This window comes from Nguyenibacter vanlangensis, from assembly GCF_038719015.1.
GTDB lineage: Bacteria > Pseudomonadota > Alphaproteobacteria > Acetobacterales > Acetobacteraceae > Gluconacetobacter > Gluconacetobacter vanlangensis.
On the sequence record NZ_CP152276.1, the window covers coordinates 1,846,202 to 1,861,106 of the forward strand.

Genomic DNA, 14,905 nt, shown 5'->3' on the forward strand with positions numbered 1-14,905 from the left:
GTTCCCCTACCCGCACCCATGGGGCATGGACCTCAAGGACGTCATGGCGGCCAATCTGCGGCGCATCCGCCATGACCGCGATCTGACGCAGGAAGAGCTTGCCGAGATGACCGGTCTCAGCGCCCGCTATATCGGCTCGATCGAGCGCGCGCGTGTTTCGGCCAGTGTCACCATCCTCGGCAGGATCGCTATGGCTCTCAATGTAGAGCCTGGTGAGTTGCTGGACGTTCGTGCAAGACGGTGAGAAGCGGCTCGCGTTTCGGTGCTTGGCACGAGAGTCACACCACATTACGATTGCGCGTTACAGAGCGGCACAACGACTTCGGGAGCCAATGGCACAGGCAGTGCATATCAATCCAGGGATGATGACCTGGGCGCGGGAGACCGCAGGGCTATCCCTTGAGGAGGCAGCCGAGAAGCTTGCCCTGAAGAATAGCGCAAAGCAGACAGCCGCTGACAAACTGCGCTCGATCGAACATGGCGAACGTCCTCTGACCGACTCGCTGCTCCAGAAAGCCGTTACAGCCTACCGTCGTCCGCTCGTGTCGTTTTATCTGCCTGCCCCGCCACAACGCGGTGAACGTGGAGAGGATTTCCGCACCGTCTCCGGAACCAGAGGATCAGCTCGTGAGAATGCGCTGCTCGATACTCTGGTAAGAGATGTCAAAGCCCGGCAACAGATGCTGCGAGAGGTGCTGGAAGACGAAGACGAAGGTCTACCTCTTCCCATCGTCGGTTCGGCTACCATGAAGCAGGGCACGCAAGCCGTCGTCTCTGCCATCCGGGCCGCGCTGGCTATCACCCCAGGGGAACAAAAGGCTGCCAGGGACTCCGTCGCGCTGTTCACGCTGCTTCGTGCAGCGGCCGAAAAGATCGGTATTTACATCCTGCTTCTGGGCGACCTGGGTTCGCATCATTCGGATATCGGCGAAGACGTATTCCGTGGCTTCGCCCTGGCCGATGACGTCGCGCCTTTTGTCGTCATCAATGACAACGATGCAGCTCCTGCACGCGCCTTTACCCTGATGCATGAACTGGCGCATATCTGGATTGGTGCAAGCGGCATCAGCGGTCCCCTTGGATGGACATCCGAGAATTCGATCGAGCGATTTTGCAATAAGGTTGCAGGAGAGTTCCTGCTACCGAATGAAGCTGACGCGCAACTCCCTGATCTAGATGAAGCCGATGCTGAAACGGTCATTGCGGCAACCGCGCGTATTGCCGAGACCTGGAACGTAAGTCAGGCCGTGGTAACCTATCGCCTTGTCAGCATGCGCAAGATTTCCAGCGAAGTTGCGGCGGCGGTGTTCCTGATTTTTGCCGCACGATGGCGTGACCAGAAGAAGCGTCCGTCGACACCTGATGGCGGCGGCCCGAGCTACTACATGATTCGACGACATCGCCTGGGAAACAGCCTTCTGAATGTGGTGCGTCGCGCGCTACAGGGCGAAATTCTGACTCATACCAGAGCCGCCAAAATTCTTGGCGTGAGACCTACGTCCGTGGATCTTCTTCTGCAAGAACGAAGCCACGCCGCATGAATCTCTATCTCCTTGATGCAAATGTCCTGATCCGCGCGCACGAAGACTACTATCCGGTCGACAGAATTCCCCAATTCTGGGAATGGTTGCTCGTAATGGCAGAGCGAAACAGGATTAAGACGCCTCGAGAAATCTATGATGAAGTCGCCCCTTCTAACGGTCTATTAGCTGAATGGCTAAGGCAACAGACCGTCAAGGATGCTCTCGTCCTTAAAGAGACCTCGGATCTTGCAACTGTGCAGCGTGTAGTGGCACAGGGCTATGCTCCCGACCTGAACGATGTGGAACTGGAACAAATTGGGCGCGACCCGTTTTTGGTTGCCGCCGCTATCATGAAACCCAACCGCGTTGTCGTCACGAAGGAAAATTCCAAACCGAGCGTAACTCGGTCGAAAAGAAAAATTCCTGACATCTGCACCACATTCGGTGTGCGTTGCATTAACGATTTCGTACTTTACCGAGAACTGAAATTCTCGATCAAGTAGATCGATTGCGGTCAGCAGTTACATCTGGAAATCCGGGTCATAACCCAATCCCTCTCGCACGCTCCAACTGCCAGTCCATCGTCCCGGCCCGCATGACGCCGGAAATCTCCTGCCCGATGCGGCGGTCGATCACCGGCCTCCAGGGCACCAGCACGAATTCCTGCGCGTTCTCGACCAGAGCGTAGGTTCCACTCGCCAGCCGGACCTTTTCCTTCAGCGTGCCGCGCATTTTCTCCCCCTCCGCCATGGCGCGGTACGACGTCCCGCGTGATGCCCCCATCTCCTGGCCGACACGGTCCAGTTCCCGCCGTTCCAGCGTCGCCAGCAACCCCTTGCGGTAACGGATCTTCCCCTCTTTGTCCCGCCAGGCGTCCCCCCGTTCGACCAGCAGCTCCTGCCGCCGCTGTCGCGCCGCGATCACCTCGTGCCCGAAGCCGGCATCGACCACGTCCGATGTCCCGCGGGATACCAGCCCGCGATCCAGCCAGGTCGCGCCATCGGCGGTGACCTGGGCGTCGAGATCGAGGTTGGAGAGAACCCGGACGGAAAGCCGGCGCGCGCGGGCCGTATCGTAGGCGGCCGCACGGTCGAGATAGTCGCCTGGGATTTGCCACACCCCGTCCTCGATCCGCTCCGCAATGCCGGCGCGGCGCAGGGCCTCCAGGCGGCGCACATGGGAGGCGACATAGGCGTCCGCATCGCCACCCGGAATACGCGGCATAGCCTGCGCACGGGCGAGATGGACGTCAGCACGATAGACGCCACCCTGCCCCGCGACCGCCACGATCTCCCGGTCCGCCGGCCGGGGGCCGACGACCTCCGGGCCGACCGCGACGATGCTGCCGGTGCGCATGCCCTCCAGCGCGGCCGGATCGATCCCGGTCACATGGTGGGTGCGCCCATCCACGCCGTCGATGACCAGGCCGATCGCCTCGCCCAGCTCGTCGGCCAGATGGCGGTCGATCAGGCGCCCCTCCACCATCACGCGCGAGGCCGCGTCATGGAAAGCGAACAGGCCGGGATCGGAGGCGCGGCCCTGCTCGCGCATCGCCCGGTTCATGGCGCGGATGATGTCGCCGCGCTCGCCGAGTTCCCTCAGCGTTTTCTCTGTCTCCGGCGCAAGCTGCCAGACGCCCGGCTCGGCCTGGTTGGCGAGGCCCATCCGCTCCAGCTTGGTGAGCCGCCGCAGGCGCAGAACATGATCGCCGCCCTGGTCGCCGCGCATGTCGATCGGGCCATCTTCCGCCAACACGAGCAACTGCCGGTCGATCCGGGTGAAGCGGTCCTGCTCGACCATGGCCTCCAGCTTGCGGCGCTGTTCCAAGACCGTCTCGGGGCCGAGTTCCAGCGTCACCAGTTCGCTCGCCCGCTCGCGCACGCCCTGGGCAATGTAATCGCCGTTGATGACCAGATCGTCACCCTGTTCGTCGCGGCCGCTGATGACGATATGGACATGCGGGTGGCCGGTGTTGAAATGGTTCACCGCCACCCAATCCAGCTTCGTGCCGAGGTCGGCCTCCATCCGGGTCATCAGATCCCGCGTAAAGTCGGTCAGGTCCTGCATCTGGTCGGCATCCTCGGGCGAAACGATGAAGCGGAACTGGTGCCGGTCATCGTGCCCGCGTTCGAGGAAGGCGTCGCCATCGACGCGATCGACCTCCGGGCCATAGAGTTCTCCCCGTGCGCCCTCGCGTGAGGTGCCGTCGCGCTGGATGTACTTCAAATGGGCACGCGCTCTGCCGTCGCGGCCGGGCGTGCGGATCATGCGCGACTTGACGATGACGCGGCGGCTGCCGGGATTCTGATGGGTCCAGCCCGCGATGTGACGCGCCCTCACGAAGGCCGCGCCGCGTCCCTTCCGGACGCCGGATTTACCACCACGGCGCGTGTCAGCGCCCCCGGCACCGCCGGGTTTATGCGAGCCGGAAATGGCCAGATTTCGAAACGGCCGCGAGCTGCCCGACCGCCGCACGGTTGCACGCATCCGCGACAGGAAACTCCGGGTCTTCCCGCCCCTCTTGCCACGGATGCGACCCGGCCGGACCTGGAAACTTGTGTCATCGTCAGAAGACATGGCCGATATCGCAATTCACCGCCGTTTCCCGCACAGTGCCGTGCAGAAGGGCAGAATACAGCCAGTTTCCGGAAAACAGACGTACTCCACGCGAAAAATCGGCAGTGCCGTAACGCGGGACCCCAACCCCATGTGCAGACAGACAAAACCGCAGGTTCGGGCCGGACGGAGTGCCGCGCCCTTTAATCTTGCCGTTGCCCCACTCCCTTCTGCCCTGTCCTGTTCTCATGGTTTCGTGACTCTTGTCCGCGCATCGTCATCCTGCTCCGGTGCGCTGCGAGAGACGAAGAAATCGGGACGCCGGAAACCATCACGGGCCGAGAAAAATTCGGCCGGAAAGGGATGAGGAGATACGGCCCTTTGCGACACGGAAACTGCAACCGGCATGAACGATTCCGAAGTCGCTTTTGCTCCGACAAAAAGCGATCCCGCCCTCCAATCCGCGAAGATTTTCAAGACCAATTCCGAAGGAAAAGACGCCGGGTTTTCGATCAGGGTCCGAACGTGCGCGACATAGGAAACCGTCTCGCCGGGCAACGGACGACCAGTCGCCAGATGTTCGTCATAGCGGGCGGGACCGGCATTGTAGGCGGCGAGGAAACCCGCATCGCCATAGCGGTCGTGCAGCCATCGCAGATAGGCTGTCCCGGCCACGATATTATCATGCGGATCGAAGGGATCGGCACCCAGGTTGAGATCGTGCCGGAGTACCCACCAGGTGTCGGGCATAAGCTGCATCAGCCCCATGGCGCCGACACCCGAAATCGCGCCACGGTCGCCCCCGCTCTCGGCGGTGATGACAGCACGAACCCACGCGGGCGGGATCGCATTCTGCTCTGCCGCCTGACGCACGAAACCATCGAGATCCTGTGCATGAGAAGCAGCCGGGAAGAGCATGAGCACGATGCCGATAAGAGAACGGCGCTTCATGGCGACCGCCCCTGTCCGTCCTTCTGCTTCTGGCGGGGTGAGCGTGGCGCAGACGATGACGTACTGTCTCCGGGCAACAGAAATTTCCGCTGCCATACGCGCCATGCATCCGTGACAGCGCCAGTGCCGGGAAACAGATCGTCCAGTTCATCTTCGGGACGCGCGCCGAGCATTTCGAACAGCCAATGACAGACGGCTTGCGGCTTCGCGCCTGTCAGCCCGCGGCGCAGCGTGATGCTTTCCTGGATCCAATCGCGCATCACGAGGCGGTGGCTGACGACGGGCTTGCGCGCGGGTTTGACGATCACCGGCTCCCACGCATAGGCCACCGGCACGTTGCGCTTGAAGGCGGCGAACCTCTTCACCCAAGCCATCCAGCGCGCACCGGTTGTCACGACCAGCGGCGCAAGCACGGCGAAGGACTCCGGCGTCGCACCGGCATGGAGAACCCAGCCGTCATAGTCGCGCTCCAGGCGCTCGATCAGCGTGACATGATCGACCTCGCCGGCATAATCGGGCTGGTGGCGATAGAGATGCGCACAGCCGATATAGGGCGGGTCGGCATAGCCGATCCGAAGCGGCCGGGCGGTCATTCCCGGCCTCCCGGACGTTTTGCGGGACGGTTCCAGACCAGTTGCCATTCGTTCTTGCCGCGCCCGGCCTGGAACAGCGTAGCGCGGATCGGCTGCGTGAAAACGGGATCGTCCAGGGCGACGGAGATATACTCGCCCGCCCGTTCGCCGATCCGTTTCCAGGCCGCCCCGACCTCCGGTCCGCTGTCGCTGTCCCCGAGATGGATGCGATAATCCGGCGCGTGTTCGGCGCCGCTGGTCTCCGCCGGCACGAAGGTCAGTTCCGCGTCGAGGGAGAGCGTGCGCAGTCGGCCGGCAAAGCCGCCGGCAACGCGCGTGAAGAAGCCGATCTGGGTCATCTCAACGTCCTTTCGCAGAAGGGATGAAGGAAGGTTCGGCGGCATGTTCCGGCCTGGATGGCAGCCAGAGCGGCGTCGCCTGTCCGATGGCTGCCGAGACGGGAAGCAGGCCGAAATACCGCCCGTCGAGGCTGCGCGGCTCGGCCGGGTTCATGACGAAGACCTGGCCGGGATCGAGACGCCGGCAGCCCTGCCAGACGGGCAGCGCACGGCCGCGATGATCGACAGGTTTCGCGTCACCGGCGGGCGTTCCGTCGATTATGACCTGCGGGCCGAACCGGCAGACGATCTGCCCCGCAATCGCTGCCACGGGCTTGAGCAACGGAACGCCGAGCGGCAGGTAGCCGCGCCGCGCCAGCAGCATCGCCGGGACGTCCGGCAGCCGCAGGGCGACGATGTCTCCGACCCGCGGCGCGGGATCGGGACGCAGCCGATACAGGCCGACCGGAACGCTCGCCGTGGCGTTCCAGACCAGGCGCGGGACGGGGTGGACCGCCAGCGAGGCGCCGACGCCAAGCACGGCGAAATAGGTGGTGAAAAACCAGCCGCGCCGGGTCATGACGCTTCCCTCCGGCGCAGCCAGGCCGAATGGCGTTCCGGCGTGTACGGGCGTGGCTCCTGACGAGCCGTCAGACGGTGGTGGAGATGCCGCCAGTAATCGGGACAGGCGGCGGCCGGGTCGATGCCCAGCGCCTCGACGCCGTCGATGGCCTCCAGCACCCGGCGCACCTTCGGCCAGCCGCTCTGGCGCAGCAGGCTCTCGCCGCCGGGACGCACGAAGGGCACGGTCTGGCAGGCTTCCTGCGCCCCGACCGCGCACACGATGTCGATGCAGGACACCACGGTCCCGAAATCGTTCGCGGCCCAGCGGATGAAGGCGAACACACTGTCCGGCGTGAAGCTCATCAGCCTACGTCGGCGGTCGAGGATGCGATCCTCGACCGGGTGGCCGAAGCGGACCCAATGCTCGATGCGCTTTTCGATCCAGGTCAGTTCGACGGTGGTGAGCGCATGGTCCGTCGGCCGGAAAGAACGGGCGGTCATGGGACACCGGCCCCGCGATCCGCGACCGCGTCCTGAGCCTTTTTTCGCTTACCCCCGCGACCGGAAATGCGGTGCGCGAAAAACCGCGATTCCCTACATCTATTAAGACTCTTTAAGTTATGTACTAAGTTTCGACCGTCGGATTCCGTTATGTGACAAGGCGTTGCATGGGGGTTTTCAGAACGATCAAACGGTATGCCGTCGCGTAATCCAACGGTACAATCCACATTTATTGCAACGGGATGTCGCACAGGCTTGTCCACAGGTCCGGTGGATTGTGCCGTTGCTTCAATCCGCAGATATTCCACGCCGCGAGAAACGAACACCGCGAAACGGTAGCGCGGGAAGGCCGTATTTCCGGCGATTTTTCTGAGCGCCGACGCGAAATCGCCCCGTTGCATCAGGCTCCCGGATTTTGAATACAGGAACTCCGTCTCGAACAGCCACTGCCCCCTCTGCCGACCGACATGCTTGCGGGCGATCCGGTACAGCCAGCGTTCGACGCCGCCGCGCAGGCGGAAATAGGCCGGATCGACGGTGAGCACGCGCGTCGGCTCGGCGATGGTATCAAGAAACCATTCCGGCAGCGTCAGCGCGACGCCATCGTCGCTGGAGACGCGCACGTCGCTGACCCAGGTGAACGGCTTCTCCTGCCAATTCGGGCCATTGCGGATTGTCGTCGTCACTGTGGTCGCCGCCAGGCGAGCCAGCGCTCCGTGGAAGCGCCGGTACTGGTGCGCGCCATCGGCCCAGCCGAGATCGGCGAACAGCCGCCAGGGCGTGAAGCGCACATGGCGCGATACCCAGAGGCCGTGGTTGAGGGCGTCGACGATCTGGCCCGCCAGCCAGATCAGCACGTCGGCGTCCCAGATGGTCGCCATGCCGGTCGCTCCATCCGGGATTACATGCACCTCGGTGTAGCCCGCGCGGTAATGGATGGGCGCGTACCGGGGAATCTTCCCGAGGGCGAAGAACGGCCGCTCCATGAGGTCGCGCAGATCGCGCGGGCGGGCGGGACCGCTGATCACGAAGCGGCGGTCGGGCTCGCGCCAGCGCTCATCGCCGCCCATCACAGGCTCTCCCGCTCTTCAGGGGTGAGCGGCCGGGCTGGGAAGACCCGGCTGGACGTCTTGTCCGAGGGCGAGCGGCGCGCACCCTCGGCGGTCCAGGCCATCATGTCCTCGACGGCATAGAGCACCCGGCCCCCGACCTTCCGGTAGAGCGGGCCGGTGCCGTAGGTGCGATGCTTTTCCAGGGTGCGAACCGCAATGCCGAGGAACCGGGCCGCCTCGCGGACGCGCATCAGACGTGGCGTTTCCGTCATGACAAAATCTCCCTCGCTTGACGCGCCGGATCGGGACATCGGCGCGCATGGAGAGAGGCTGCTGGACAATCGGCGGGCCGGGGATGGACGTTTTTGTCGATGACAAAAACGTCCATGGAACAAAACGGACATCCGTCCGTTTCGTCATCCGAAGACCGCCGTTTGCCGCATCGGCATGAAAATCCCTTCCGGCAGCGGGGCTTTTCTGCTCCGCTGCCGGAAGGCAATGCGCGGGGACGCGACGCGATGGCAGGCGATGGGAAAATGCCGTGTTCAGACGCGGCGGGACAGCGGATAGCCGATGAGATCGCGATAGCCGCCCGCGATCATGCGGTTCGCCAGGCTGTCGAGGCGGCGGAACTGAGCCCGCGCCGACAGGTCGGACCAGTCCGCGGACCGGGCAACCGGCTGGCCGAGCAGCGATTCGGCGATGACGCGTTCGCCGACGCCAGCGGCGCGGGCGTCGGCCACGCGCAGCGCGAGGATATGGCGGTCGAGGGACTGCCGGGACATTCTGTGCCACGGGCCGGGGTCGGAGAGGCCCGCGAGCACGCGCCAGAAGCGGATGGTCTCGTGCGCGCGCAACGGGATGAAACGGTCATAGGCGTGGTCGAAGGCATAATGGTGCTGTCCGGGCCAGCGCCGTTCCATCCAGAGCTGCCAGGTGACGCCGCCGCAGACGCAGGAGACGTAGATCCCGTCGGGCGTTTCGATGCAACGCACCGTCGACAAAGCGTGGATGTCGAGACGGCGCGGCGTCAGCGTCTGACCTAGCGGCAATGGCCTGACGACCAGGATGGTGGGCAGGATCAGCCGCGACCACAGCGCGGTCAGGGCGCCGAAGGGCTGGTCAGGAGCGGCGGCGAAATCGCGGCCCCCAGCGGCGGGCGAATGCCGCCTGCCGGGGGTCGTCGGGGGCCAGTTCGGACCATGCCCGTTGCTCGTCGCGGTAGCACCGATTGCGCCGCAGATACTCCCAGCCGAGTTCGGCCGGCGTTGCGTCGCGCAGATGCTGGTACTGCGCCTGGACCTGCCAGTCTGCTCCGGGCATGGTGCCCTCCCCCGTTTGTCTTTGTATGAGAATGGGCGGCACCGCCTGCCCGGACGGTCAGTATCCGAGGCGGTCGATCCCGAGGGGAAGCCCCGTTTTGAAGATCACCCGATCTTCCCCGCGGATCGATCCGCGCCCGGTTACGCGCCAGAGGCGCCAAAGCCCCTCCCGGTTGCCGGGAGGGGCGTCGGGGCCCTCAGTCCCTGTTGCGGCTGCGCGGGCGGCTCCAGACCAGGTTGACGGCGCCGTTCTCATCCTCAAAGAGGCTGGCGAAGATCGGACCGGGAAGGGTCGGATCGTCCAGCTTCACGCCGAGATACTCGCACCGATCCGTGGTGTGCTTGATCCAGGCGGCCCCGGCCTCAAGTTTTCCGATCCGGCAGGGGAAGAAAGTTGCGGGACGCTGTTGCGCCATAGCCGGGCGAGGCGAAGCTGGTCTTCGGGCAGATCGGCCATATCGAGAGGGCATGGTGTGCGGCGCCGTCAGGATCGGGGAATGCAGAACGACATATCGGGTGCTGGGGGACGGAGAGGTCGCGCGGGCAGACCTGCCTGGCGACGTGGAAGAAGATGTCCGTTGCGCGAAAGAGCGGTGGGCTTGGCACCATATCCCTCCCCCTGCTCGGGGGCTGCGATCTGGCTGCGGCTGCTGGATCAGAAACCACCGACGCCGTGCGTGACGGCGCGGAAGCTGGCTACTGTCCCTATCCGCTGACCGGATCGGGCGCGGTTTCGGCCGTCGAGGATGACGGCGTATCTCGTTCCGTTTGAAACCGTCCTGACGGAGAGGTCATGCCGGGGGCTGATTGCCCCGATGCCTCTCTCGCCAACCGGGAGGGCTTCGGCACCGTCATCACGTCGGCGACGCGGCGCAGAACCGGACCCTGCCCGATCCGCTGACACAGAGCGCGCCATGCCCTCTCATGCCCGAGGCGGCGACGCCCGCCGCCTTCCACTCGCGCCGCGAAGCGGCGCGTTGTCTCACCGCATCAGGGATCGGCGGAAAGACCCATGCCCGCCCTCCCGAACCAACGAAGAAAGGCGAGCCGGCATGCCGGCGAGCACGATTTCCGGCGCCAGATGCGGCGCCGCGCCCGCGTCCCCACGGGCGGCGGATGATGAAACCATGGGGGAGACACGGAAAGGGGGGCAGCTTATGCCGCCACCCTCTTTGCGCCGTGCCAGGCTAGCCGCCGGGTCGCGGTGGCAGCGTGGTCCGGGTCCAGTTCCATGCCCAGCCAATCGCGGCCAAGATGTTGTGCCGCCACCAGGGATGAACCGGAGCCAGCGAACGGGTCCAGAACCAGTCCGCCCTTCGGGCAGAAGGTTTCCACCAGGGGGAGCAGTGCCTCCACTGGCTTCTGTGTCGGGTGCAATTTGTTCCCGGAATACGGCGTGTCGATCACGTCCGGGATCGCCTTGGCGGGCGGCGCAACATTACCCTTTGCGAGCAAGTAAGCTGCCTCGTGTTCATGTCGGAGGAATCGGGATGATGACGCATAGTTCTTGCGAAAGACGATATGACCGACCATTCGGAATCCCGCCGCCTTCCAGGCTTCGGCGAACAGATCAACACGATTCCATGCGTAGAACGAGACCATGAAGCCGCCCCATTTCAGGACGCGGTGCATCTGGTTGACCGCGGGCCGGAGCCATCGCGAATTGTCATCGTTGCGCACTCTGCGCCCGTCCCTGCCCTGATAATTCACCAGATAGGGCGGATCGGTCAGAATGAAATCCACCGAATTGCGCGGCATCGCCCGCATAAGCTGCGCGCTGTCACCGCCAAGGATGGTGTTGCGGAAATCGGTCGCCGTGTTCGTGCTGCCGGTCATAGTCCCTTCTCCTTGTTCCGCGAGGAACAGCCCCCGCTGTTCCTCTGCCTCGCGGCGAGCAGCGGGGTAGCAACGGCAAGGGCGGCCGGGCCGGAGGGGGATCGCCCGGTCTGCACGGAGCGCAGCGCAGGAAGGCCGGGGATACCGGCCCAGACGGCGCCAAAGGCGCGCATCCTTGTCAGCGCGAGGGCGGAGCCATTAGCTCTTTCACTCTCTCGATCGATTTCGGATGCAACCCAGACTACCTAACCGGACATCGCTGGGCAGTCATATGTGACTTGTTTCATAGCGTTACGGGGGCAAAGATGTGGTCATGTCCGTCACACCAGACACCGTCCGCCGTGTCCTGCGCTCCTGGATCGCGCTGGAAGTCCTGACCCCGCAGGCTACGCGGGAGTCCGGCTGGAACGATTTGGCCGCGGATCGCGAAGGTCGCATCCGGAACCGGCGAACCGACGCGACGGACGGACCGGACCTCTGGCAGCCACCCCATCCGGTCGATCCCACGCCCTGGCCCATTCTGCCCGATCCTCCTGAACCGCCGATTGCCTCCCTCGAGAGCGATTCGAAGAGGCCATCGGAACCACAGATCCCGCAAAAAGAGCGTCCAAAACGGCGTTGGTACAACGTCATTCTCGGCGCCATGCCTACGCGCAAATCCTTCGAGCGCCTGAACGCCGCCATTGGCGAAAACGACCCCGACGAGGAGGACAAGACCGACCGATCCACGATGAAGGGCAACGTGATTGCCGCTAGCCTCGTGCTCGACGAATGGGGCATCATGGTGCCTGATACCCTTGCCATCGCCAGCTTTGCCTGGGGTGTTGGTCATATCCTTGGTGGCGGCGGCCCTACCGGACTGGCAGAATGGGACCGTGAGGCAGAGGATCTGCGATCGCGTTTTGCCGACTTGCTCACTCCACGAGGAGGCGGTGGGAAGCTGCGCTCCCTGACTTGGGCGGATCTGCATGGCGTCGCTGCGAAGCTCGCCGAAGCGCTGTCGGTGCCGGCGGATCTCTGGATCCCGGTGCCGTGCGCGATCGAGAGCGAGAAAGTCAACGCGCCGAATGGCGACCTGCTGTCCAGCTTCTACCTGCCAGACCTCGGCCGCGCCCTGCGCGACGCAGCCTCTCTCCCTTCTGCCCTCGCCGCCTATCTCGGCCTCACGCCGCCCGCCGCGCCCTGGGACGCACTGACCGATCGGACGCGACTGGCGGAACTCCTTTCACCCGATCTTTTCCCCCTCGGACGCTGGCCCGGCCCCGGCCTGCATCCGCTCACCCTCCTGCAACAGGCGGCGGTCAACGCCGTCACCCGCGATCTCGCGACGGAAGGTCTCGCCGCCATCAACGGACCACCCGGCACGGGAAAGACCACGCTACTACGCGATCTGGTCGCACAGGTAATGGTCGCGCGCGCCGAGAAGCTGGCCGATATCGAGACGCCCTCGGACGGGGTCGGGGATCTTGACCTGATGGATTTCGCCGTCGTCGTCGCCAGCAGCAACAACGCCGCCGTCGAGAATATCAGCCTCGAGCTGCCTGTCCGCGAGAAAGCGCTCGACGACTCTGTCTGGCGGGATGAAGGGCTCGACCATTTCGGGCATACCGCCACCCATCTGCTCGGCCTGAAGCAGGACGCAGAACCTGCGAAGCGGGCCTGGGGCCTGATCGCGGCCCGGCTGGGCAACATGAAGAACCGGCAAACGTTCTTCGACCGCTTTTGGCGAGATGAGGATTGGGGCCTGGATGACTGGCTCAATCGTGCAGGATGGCCCAATACGCAGAATCGCAAAGGTCGCAAGCCCGGCAAGCTGAGTATAATCGACCCACCGCTGCGATATCCGGAGGCCATGGCGCGGTGGCGAGAAGCCAAGGATACTTTCCACCAAGCCCTCGCTCGTAGCCGAAGGCTACGGGATGAACTGGTCGCGCTGTCGCGCACGGGCGACGCCTTGCGCAAGGCCGAGACGGAACTGCCGCAGGCCAGCGAAACGCGAGAGCAGTGCCGGCTGGATCACGAGGGTGCATTGCGGGCGGCGGCAGTGGCAAGAAGCCAGGTAGGCGAAGCCGAACGGCTCGAAGGACTCGAAACCACGAAGCTCAGCGCCCTGACCTCCGTCCGGCCATCTTTCCTGTCCAAAATGCTCCGGACCCAGGCATGGCAAGCGCATGAAAGCGGGATCCGCGAACAGATTGCCCGGCTCGATGAAGCGCAACGAGCGACACGTGATGCCAGGATGCGGCGCGAAGCCGCGATCGCCGAAGATGAACGGCGGGGCAAGTGTTACGCCGACGCTGAAGCGCGTCTGGAAACGCTTCTGGCCGAAGCAGCAAGGTTCGGGCAGCAACTGGAAGATGGCCGACGGGAGCTTGGCGACAGCTTCCCCGGTCCGGGATTCTGGGCACAACCGGACGATCTGTTCCAGAAGGGCAGCCCGTGGAACGGCGGACGGTTCCGCCGGGCGCGTGACGAGTTGTTCGTTGCTGCCATCCGTCTCCACCGTGCCTTCGTGGCCGCTGGCCCCCGGCCACTCAAGACCGCCCTGAACACGGTCGTCAGTGGCTCGGCAAACGCAAGCGCGCAGGATTGGGGTTATTTCTTCTTGCTGGTGCCGGTCGTCTCCACAACCTTCGCGTCGATCGGCCGGATGTTCCATACCTTCCGGGATGCGTCGATCGGCTGGCTACTGATCGACGAGGCGGGACAGGCAACGCCTCAGCAGGCAGTCGGCGCCATCTGGCGCGCCCGACGCGCCGTGGTGATCGGCGACCCCCTCCAGATCGAACCGGTGGTGACCACGCCGGAACATACGACGGCCCTGATCTTCCGAGGCAACGGCCTGACCACGGAACCCTGGGCGGCACCGGAGGTGTCGGCGCAGGTCCTGGCCGACCGCGCGAGCGTCATCCAGGGTCGCTTCCCGATTGGGAATCCGGTTTCAGAGGGTCCAACAACCCGGGATACCGGAATGCCCCTCCTCGTGCATCGACGCTGCGAGAAGCCGATGTTCGATCTGGCTAACCGGATCGCCTATGCTAGCCGCATGGTCCATGCCACGGGCGCAGGTCGATCGGCCATCCGCGATCGGCTGGGTCCAAGCGCATGGATTAACATGGACGCCCCTTCGAACGGGAAATGGGTCGAAGCGGAAGGACGCCTCATCGCTGAGACGATTGTCGAACTTTGCCGTCTTCAGCCCCAAGGTCCGGACCTTTATGTCATCTCCCCGTTCCGTATACCGGCCACATGCCTGAAGCAGCTATTGGGCCGGACCTCGGGCTTCCTGCCCGAATTGAACCGAACGGATCGAGAGAAATGGATCGAACGCCATATCGGCACCGTCCATACGTTTCAGGGCAAGGAGGCCGAAGCCGTCATCCTTATGCTGGGAGCCGGGCGCGGCGCGCGTCCTGGATCACGGACATGGGCCGGCGGCACGCCGAACCTGCTCAATGTCGCCGCCACAAGGGCGAAGCGCGTGCTCTACATCATCGGCAATCACGAGGAATGGCGAGGTGCCGGATTCTTCTCACATGCAGCTCAGGCATTCCCTGTGGTGGCACCCGACGAATGGATCGAGCAGAAATCGGTGAGCGCTGCGTCGTAGACGCAGGGCTAGGCCCGGCGATGCATCACGCTTCGATATGGTATGCTTTCCTCTTGGCGGCGCAAATTCCAGCCGTTAGA

16 protein-coding genes are annotated in these 14,905 nt (G+C 64.2%); 4 read left to right on the top strand and 12 right to left on the bottom strand.

What is annotated here, in order from left to right; translation table 11 throughout:
* Positions 1-25 precede the first annotated feature (25 nt).
* The 3 genes from AAC691_RS08500 (at position 26) to AAC691_RS08510 (ending at position 2,026) form a co-directional block, all read left to right on the top strand.
* Entirely contained in the window at positions 26-244 is a 219-nt protein-coding gene (locus tag AAC691_RS08500; RefSeq protein ID WP_204737092.1) for a helix-turn-helix domain-containing protein, read from the top strand.
* A gap of 88 nt (positions 245-332) precedes the next feature.
* The gene (locus AAC691_RS08505) at positions 333-1,541 is read left to right on the top strand and encodes an XRE family transcriptional regulator (protein WP_342629707.1); all 1,209 of its coding nucleotides are present in this window, start codon (positions 333-335) and stop codon (positions 1,539-1,541) included.
* Positions 1,538-2,026: a DUF4411 family protein gene (locus AAC691_RS08510; RefSeq protein WP_323993256.1), complete on the top strand. Its 489-nt coding sequence runs from the start codon at positions 1,538-1,540 to the stop codon at positions 2,024-2,026. Before AAC691_RS08505 ends, AAC691_RS08510 begins: the two co-directional genes overlap by 4 nt.
* A 37-nt stretch (positions 2,027-2,063) precedes the next feature.
* Here AAC691_RS08510 and AAC691_RS08515 read toward each other — a convergent pair whose 3' ends face one another.
* The 12 genes from AAC691_RS08515 to AAC691_RS08570 all read right to left on the bottom strand — a co-directional run bounded on the left by AAC691_RS08515 (position 2,064) and on the right by AAC691_RS08570 (position 11,215).
* Positions 2,064-3,863, bottom strand: coding sequence for a DUF3363 domain-containing protein (locus tag AAC691_RS08515; protein WP_342629708.1), 1,800 nt, complete (start codon positions 3,861-3,863; stop codon positions 2,064-2,066).
* A gap of 462 nt (positions 3,864-4,325) precedes the next feature.
* Positions 4,326-5,030: a lytic transglycosylase domain-containing protein gene (locus tag AAC691_RS08520; protein WP_342629709.1), complete on the bottom strand. Its 705-nt coding sequence runs from the start codon at positions 5,028-5,030 to the stop codon at positions 4,326-4,328.
* Positions 5,027-5,623: a hypothetical protein gene (locus AAC691_RS08525; protein ID WP_342629710.1), complete on the bottom strand. Its 597-nt coding sequence runs from the start codon at positions 5,621-5,623 to the stop codon at positions 5,027-5,029. Before AAC691_RS08525 ends, AAC691_RS08520 begins: the two co-directional genes overlap by 4 nt.
* A complete protein-coding gene (locus AAC691_RS08530; protein WP_342629711.1) occupies positions 5,620-5,961 on the bottom strand; it encodes a DUF736 domain-containing protein in 342 nt (113 codons plus the stop codon). The genes AAC691_RS08525 and AAC691_RS08530 overlap by 4 nt, the downstream gene beginning before the upstream one ends.
* A 1-nt stretch (position 5,962) precedes the next feature.
* Positions 5,963-6,520 (bottom strand): S26 family signal peptidase, encoded by a 558-nt coding sequence (locus tag AAC691_RS08535; RefSeq protein ID WP_342629712.1) that lies wholly within the window; start codon positions 6,518-6,520, stop codon positions 5,963-5,965.
* On the bottom strand, positions 6,517-7,005 hold the full coding sequence (locus AAC691_RS08540; RefSeq protein ID WP_342629713.1) for a DUF2840 domain-containing protein: 489 nt from the start codon (positions 7,003-7,005) through the stop codon (positions 6,517-6,519). Before AAC691_RS08540 ends, AAC691_RS08535 begins: the two co-directional genes overlap by 4 nt.
* The gene (locus AAC691_RS08545) at positions 7,002-8,075 is read right to left on the bottom strand and encodes a replication initiator protein A (RefSeq protein WP_342629714.1); all 1,074 of its coding nucleotides are present in this window, start codon (positions 8,073-8,075) and stop codon (positions 7,002-7,004) included. The genes AAC691_RS08540 and AAC691_RS08545 overlap by 4 nt, the downstream gene beginning before the upstream one ends.
* A complete protein-coding gene (locus AAC691_RS08550) occupies positions 8,075-8,329 on the bottom strand; it encodes an AlpA family transcriptional regulator (protein ID WP_182997995.1) in 255 nt (84 codons plus the stop codon). Before AAC691_RS08550 ends, AAC691_RS08545 begins: the two co-directional genes overlap by 1 nt.
* A 273-nt stretch (positions 8,330-8,602) precedes the next feature.
* Positions 8,603-9,109: a DUF2285 domain-containing protein gene (locus AAC691_RS08555; RefSeq protein WP_342629715.1), complete on the bottom strand. Its 507-nt coding sequence runs from the start codon at positions 9,107-9,109 to the stop codon at positions 8,603-8,605.
* A gap of 70 nt (positions 9,110-9,179) precedes the next feature.
* Entirely contained in the window at positions 9,180-9,380 is a 201-nt protein-coding gene (locus AAC691_RS08560; protein WP_182997997.1) for a transcriptional regulator domain-containing protein, read from the bottom strand.
* Positions 9,381-9,576: 196 nt separating this feature from the next.
* Entirely contained in the window at positions 9,577-9,795 is a 219-nt protein-coding gene (locus tag AAC691_RS08565) for a DUF736 family protein (RefSeq protein ID WP_342629716.1), read from the bottom strand.
* A 739-nt stretch (positions 9,796-10,534) separates the two neighbouring features.
* Positions 10,535-11,215 carry a DNA methyltransferase gene (locus AAC691_RS08570; protein ID WP_342629717.1) on the bottom strand — a complete coding sequence of 227 codons (681 nt, stop codon included), beginning with the start codon at positions 11,213-11,215 and terminating at the stop codon, positions 10,535-10,537.
* A gap of 313 nt (positions 11,216-11,528) precedes the next feature.
* On the opposite strand from AAC691_RS08570, the gene AAC691_RS08575 reads away from it, so the two are divergent.
* On the top strand, positions 11,529-14,825 hold the full coding sequence (locus AAC691_RS08575; protein WP_342629718.1) for an AAA domain-containing protein: 3,297 nt from the start codon (positions 11,529-11,531) through the stop codon (positions 14,823-14,825).
* Positions 14,826-14,905 lie beyond the last annotated feature (80 nt).

Excerpts from the sequence above, each read along its gene's own strand:
- AAC691_RS08500 (WP_204737092.1), top strand. The coding sequence starts at position 26 with ATGGACCTCAAGGACGTCATGGCGGCCAATCTGCGGCGCATCCGCCAT.
- AAC691_RS08560 (WP_182997997.1), bottom strand. The coding sequence starts at position 9,380 with ATGCCCGGAGCAGACTGGCAGGTCCAGGCGCAGTACCAGCATCTGCGC.
- AAC691_RS08570 (WP_342629717.1), bottom strand. The coding sequence starts at position 11,215 with ATGACCGGCAGCACGAACACGGCGACCGATTTCCGCAACACCATCCTT.
- AAC691_RS08530 (WP_342629711.1), bottom strand. The coding sequence starts at position 5,961 with ATGACCCAGATCGGCTTCTTCACGCGCGTTGCCGGCGGCTTTGCCGGC.
- AAC691_RS08575 (WP_342629718.1), top strand. The coding sequence starts at position 11,529 with ATGTCCGTCACACCAGACACCGTCCGCCGTGTCCTGCGCTCCTGGATC.
- AAC691_RS08540 (WP_342629713.1), bottom strand. The coding sequence starts at position 7,005 with ATGACCGCCCGTTCTTTCCGGCCGACGGACCATGCGCTCACCACCGTC.
- AAC691_RS08535 (WP_342629712.1), bottom strand. The coding sequence starts at position 6,520 with ATGACCCGGCGCGGCTGGTTTTTCACCACCTATTTCGCCGTGCTTGGC.
- AAC691_RS08550 (WP_182997995.1), bottom strand. The coding sequence starts at position 8,329 with ATGACGGAAACGCCACGTCTGATGCGCGTCCGCGAGGCGGCCCGGTTC.
- AAC691_RS08520 (WP_342629709.1), bottom strand. The coding sequence starts at position 5,030 with ATGAAGCGCCGTTCTCTTATCGGCATCGTGCTCATGCTCTTCCCGGCT.
- AAC691_RS08565 (WP_342629716.1), bottom strand. The coding sequence starts at position 9,795 with ATGGCGCAACAGCGTCCCGCAACTTTCTTCCCCTGCCGGATCGGAAAA.
- AAC691_RS08505 (WP_342629707.1), top strand. The coding sequence starts at position 333 with ATGGCACAGGCAGTGCATATCAATCCAGGGATGATGACCTGGGCGCGG.
- AAC691_RS08510 (WP_323993256.1), top strand. The coding sequence starts at position 1,538 with ATGAATCTCTATCTCCTTGATGCAAATGTCCTGATCCGCGCGCACGAA.
- AAC691_RS08525 (WP_342629710.1), bottom strand. The coding sequence starts at position 5,623 with ATGACCGCCCGGCCGCTTCGGATCGGCTATGCCGACCCGCCCTATATC.
- AAC691_RS08545 (WP_342629714.1), bottom strand. The coding sequence starts at position 8,075 with ATGGGCGGCGATGAGCGCTGGCGCGAGCCCGACCGCCGCTTCGTGATC.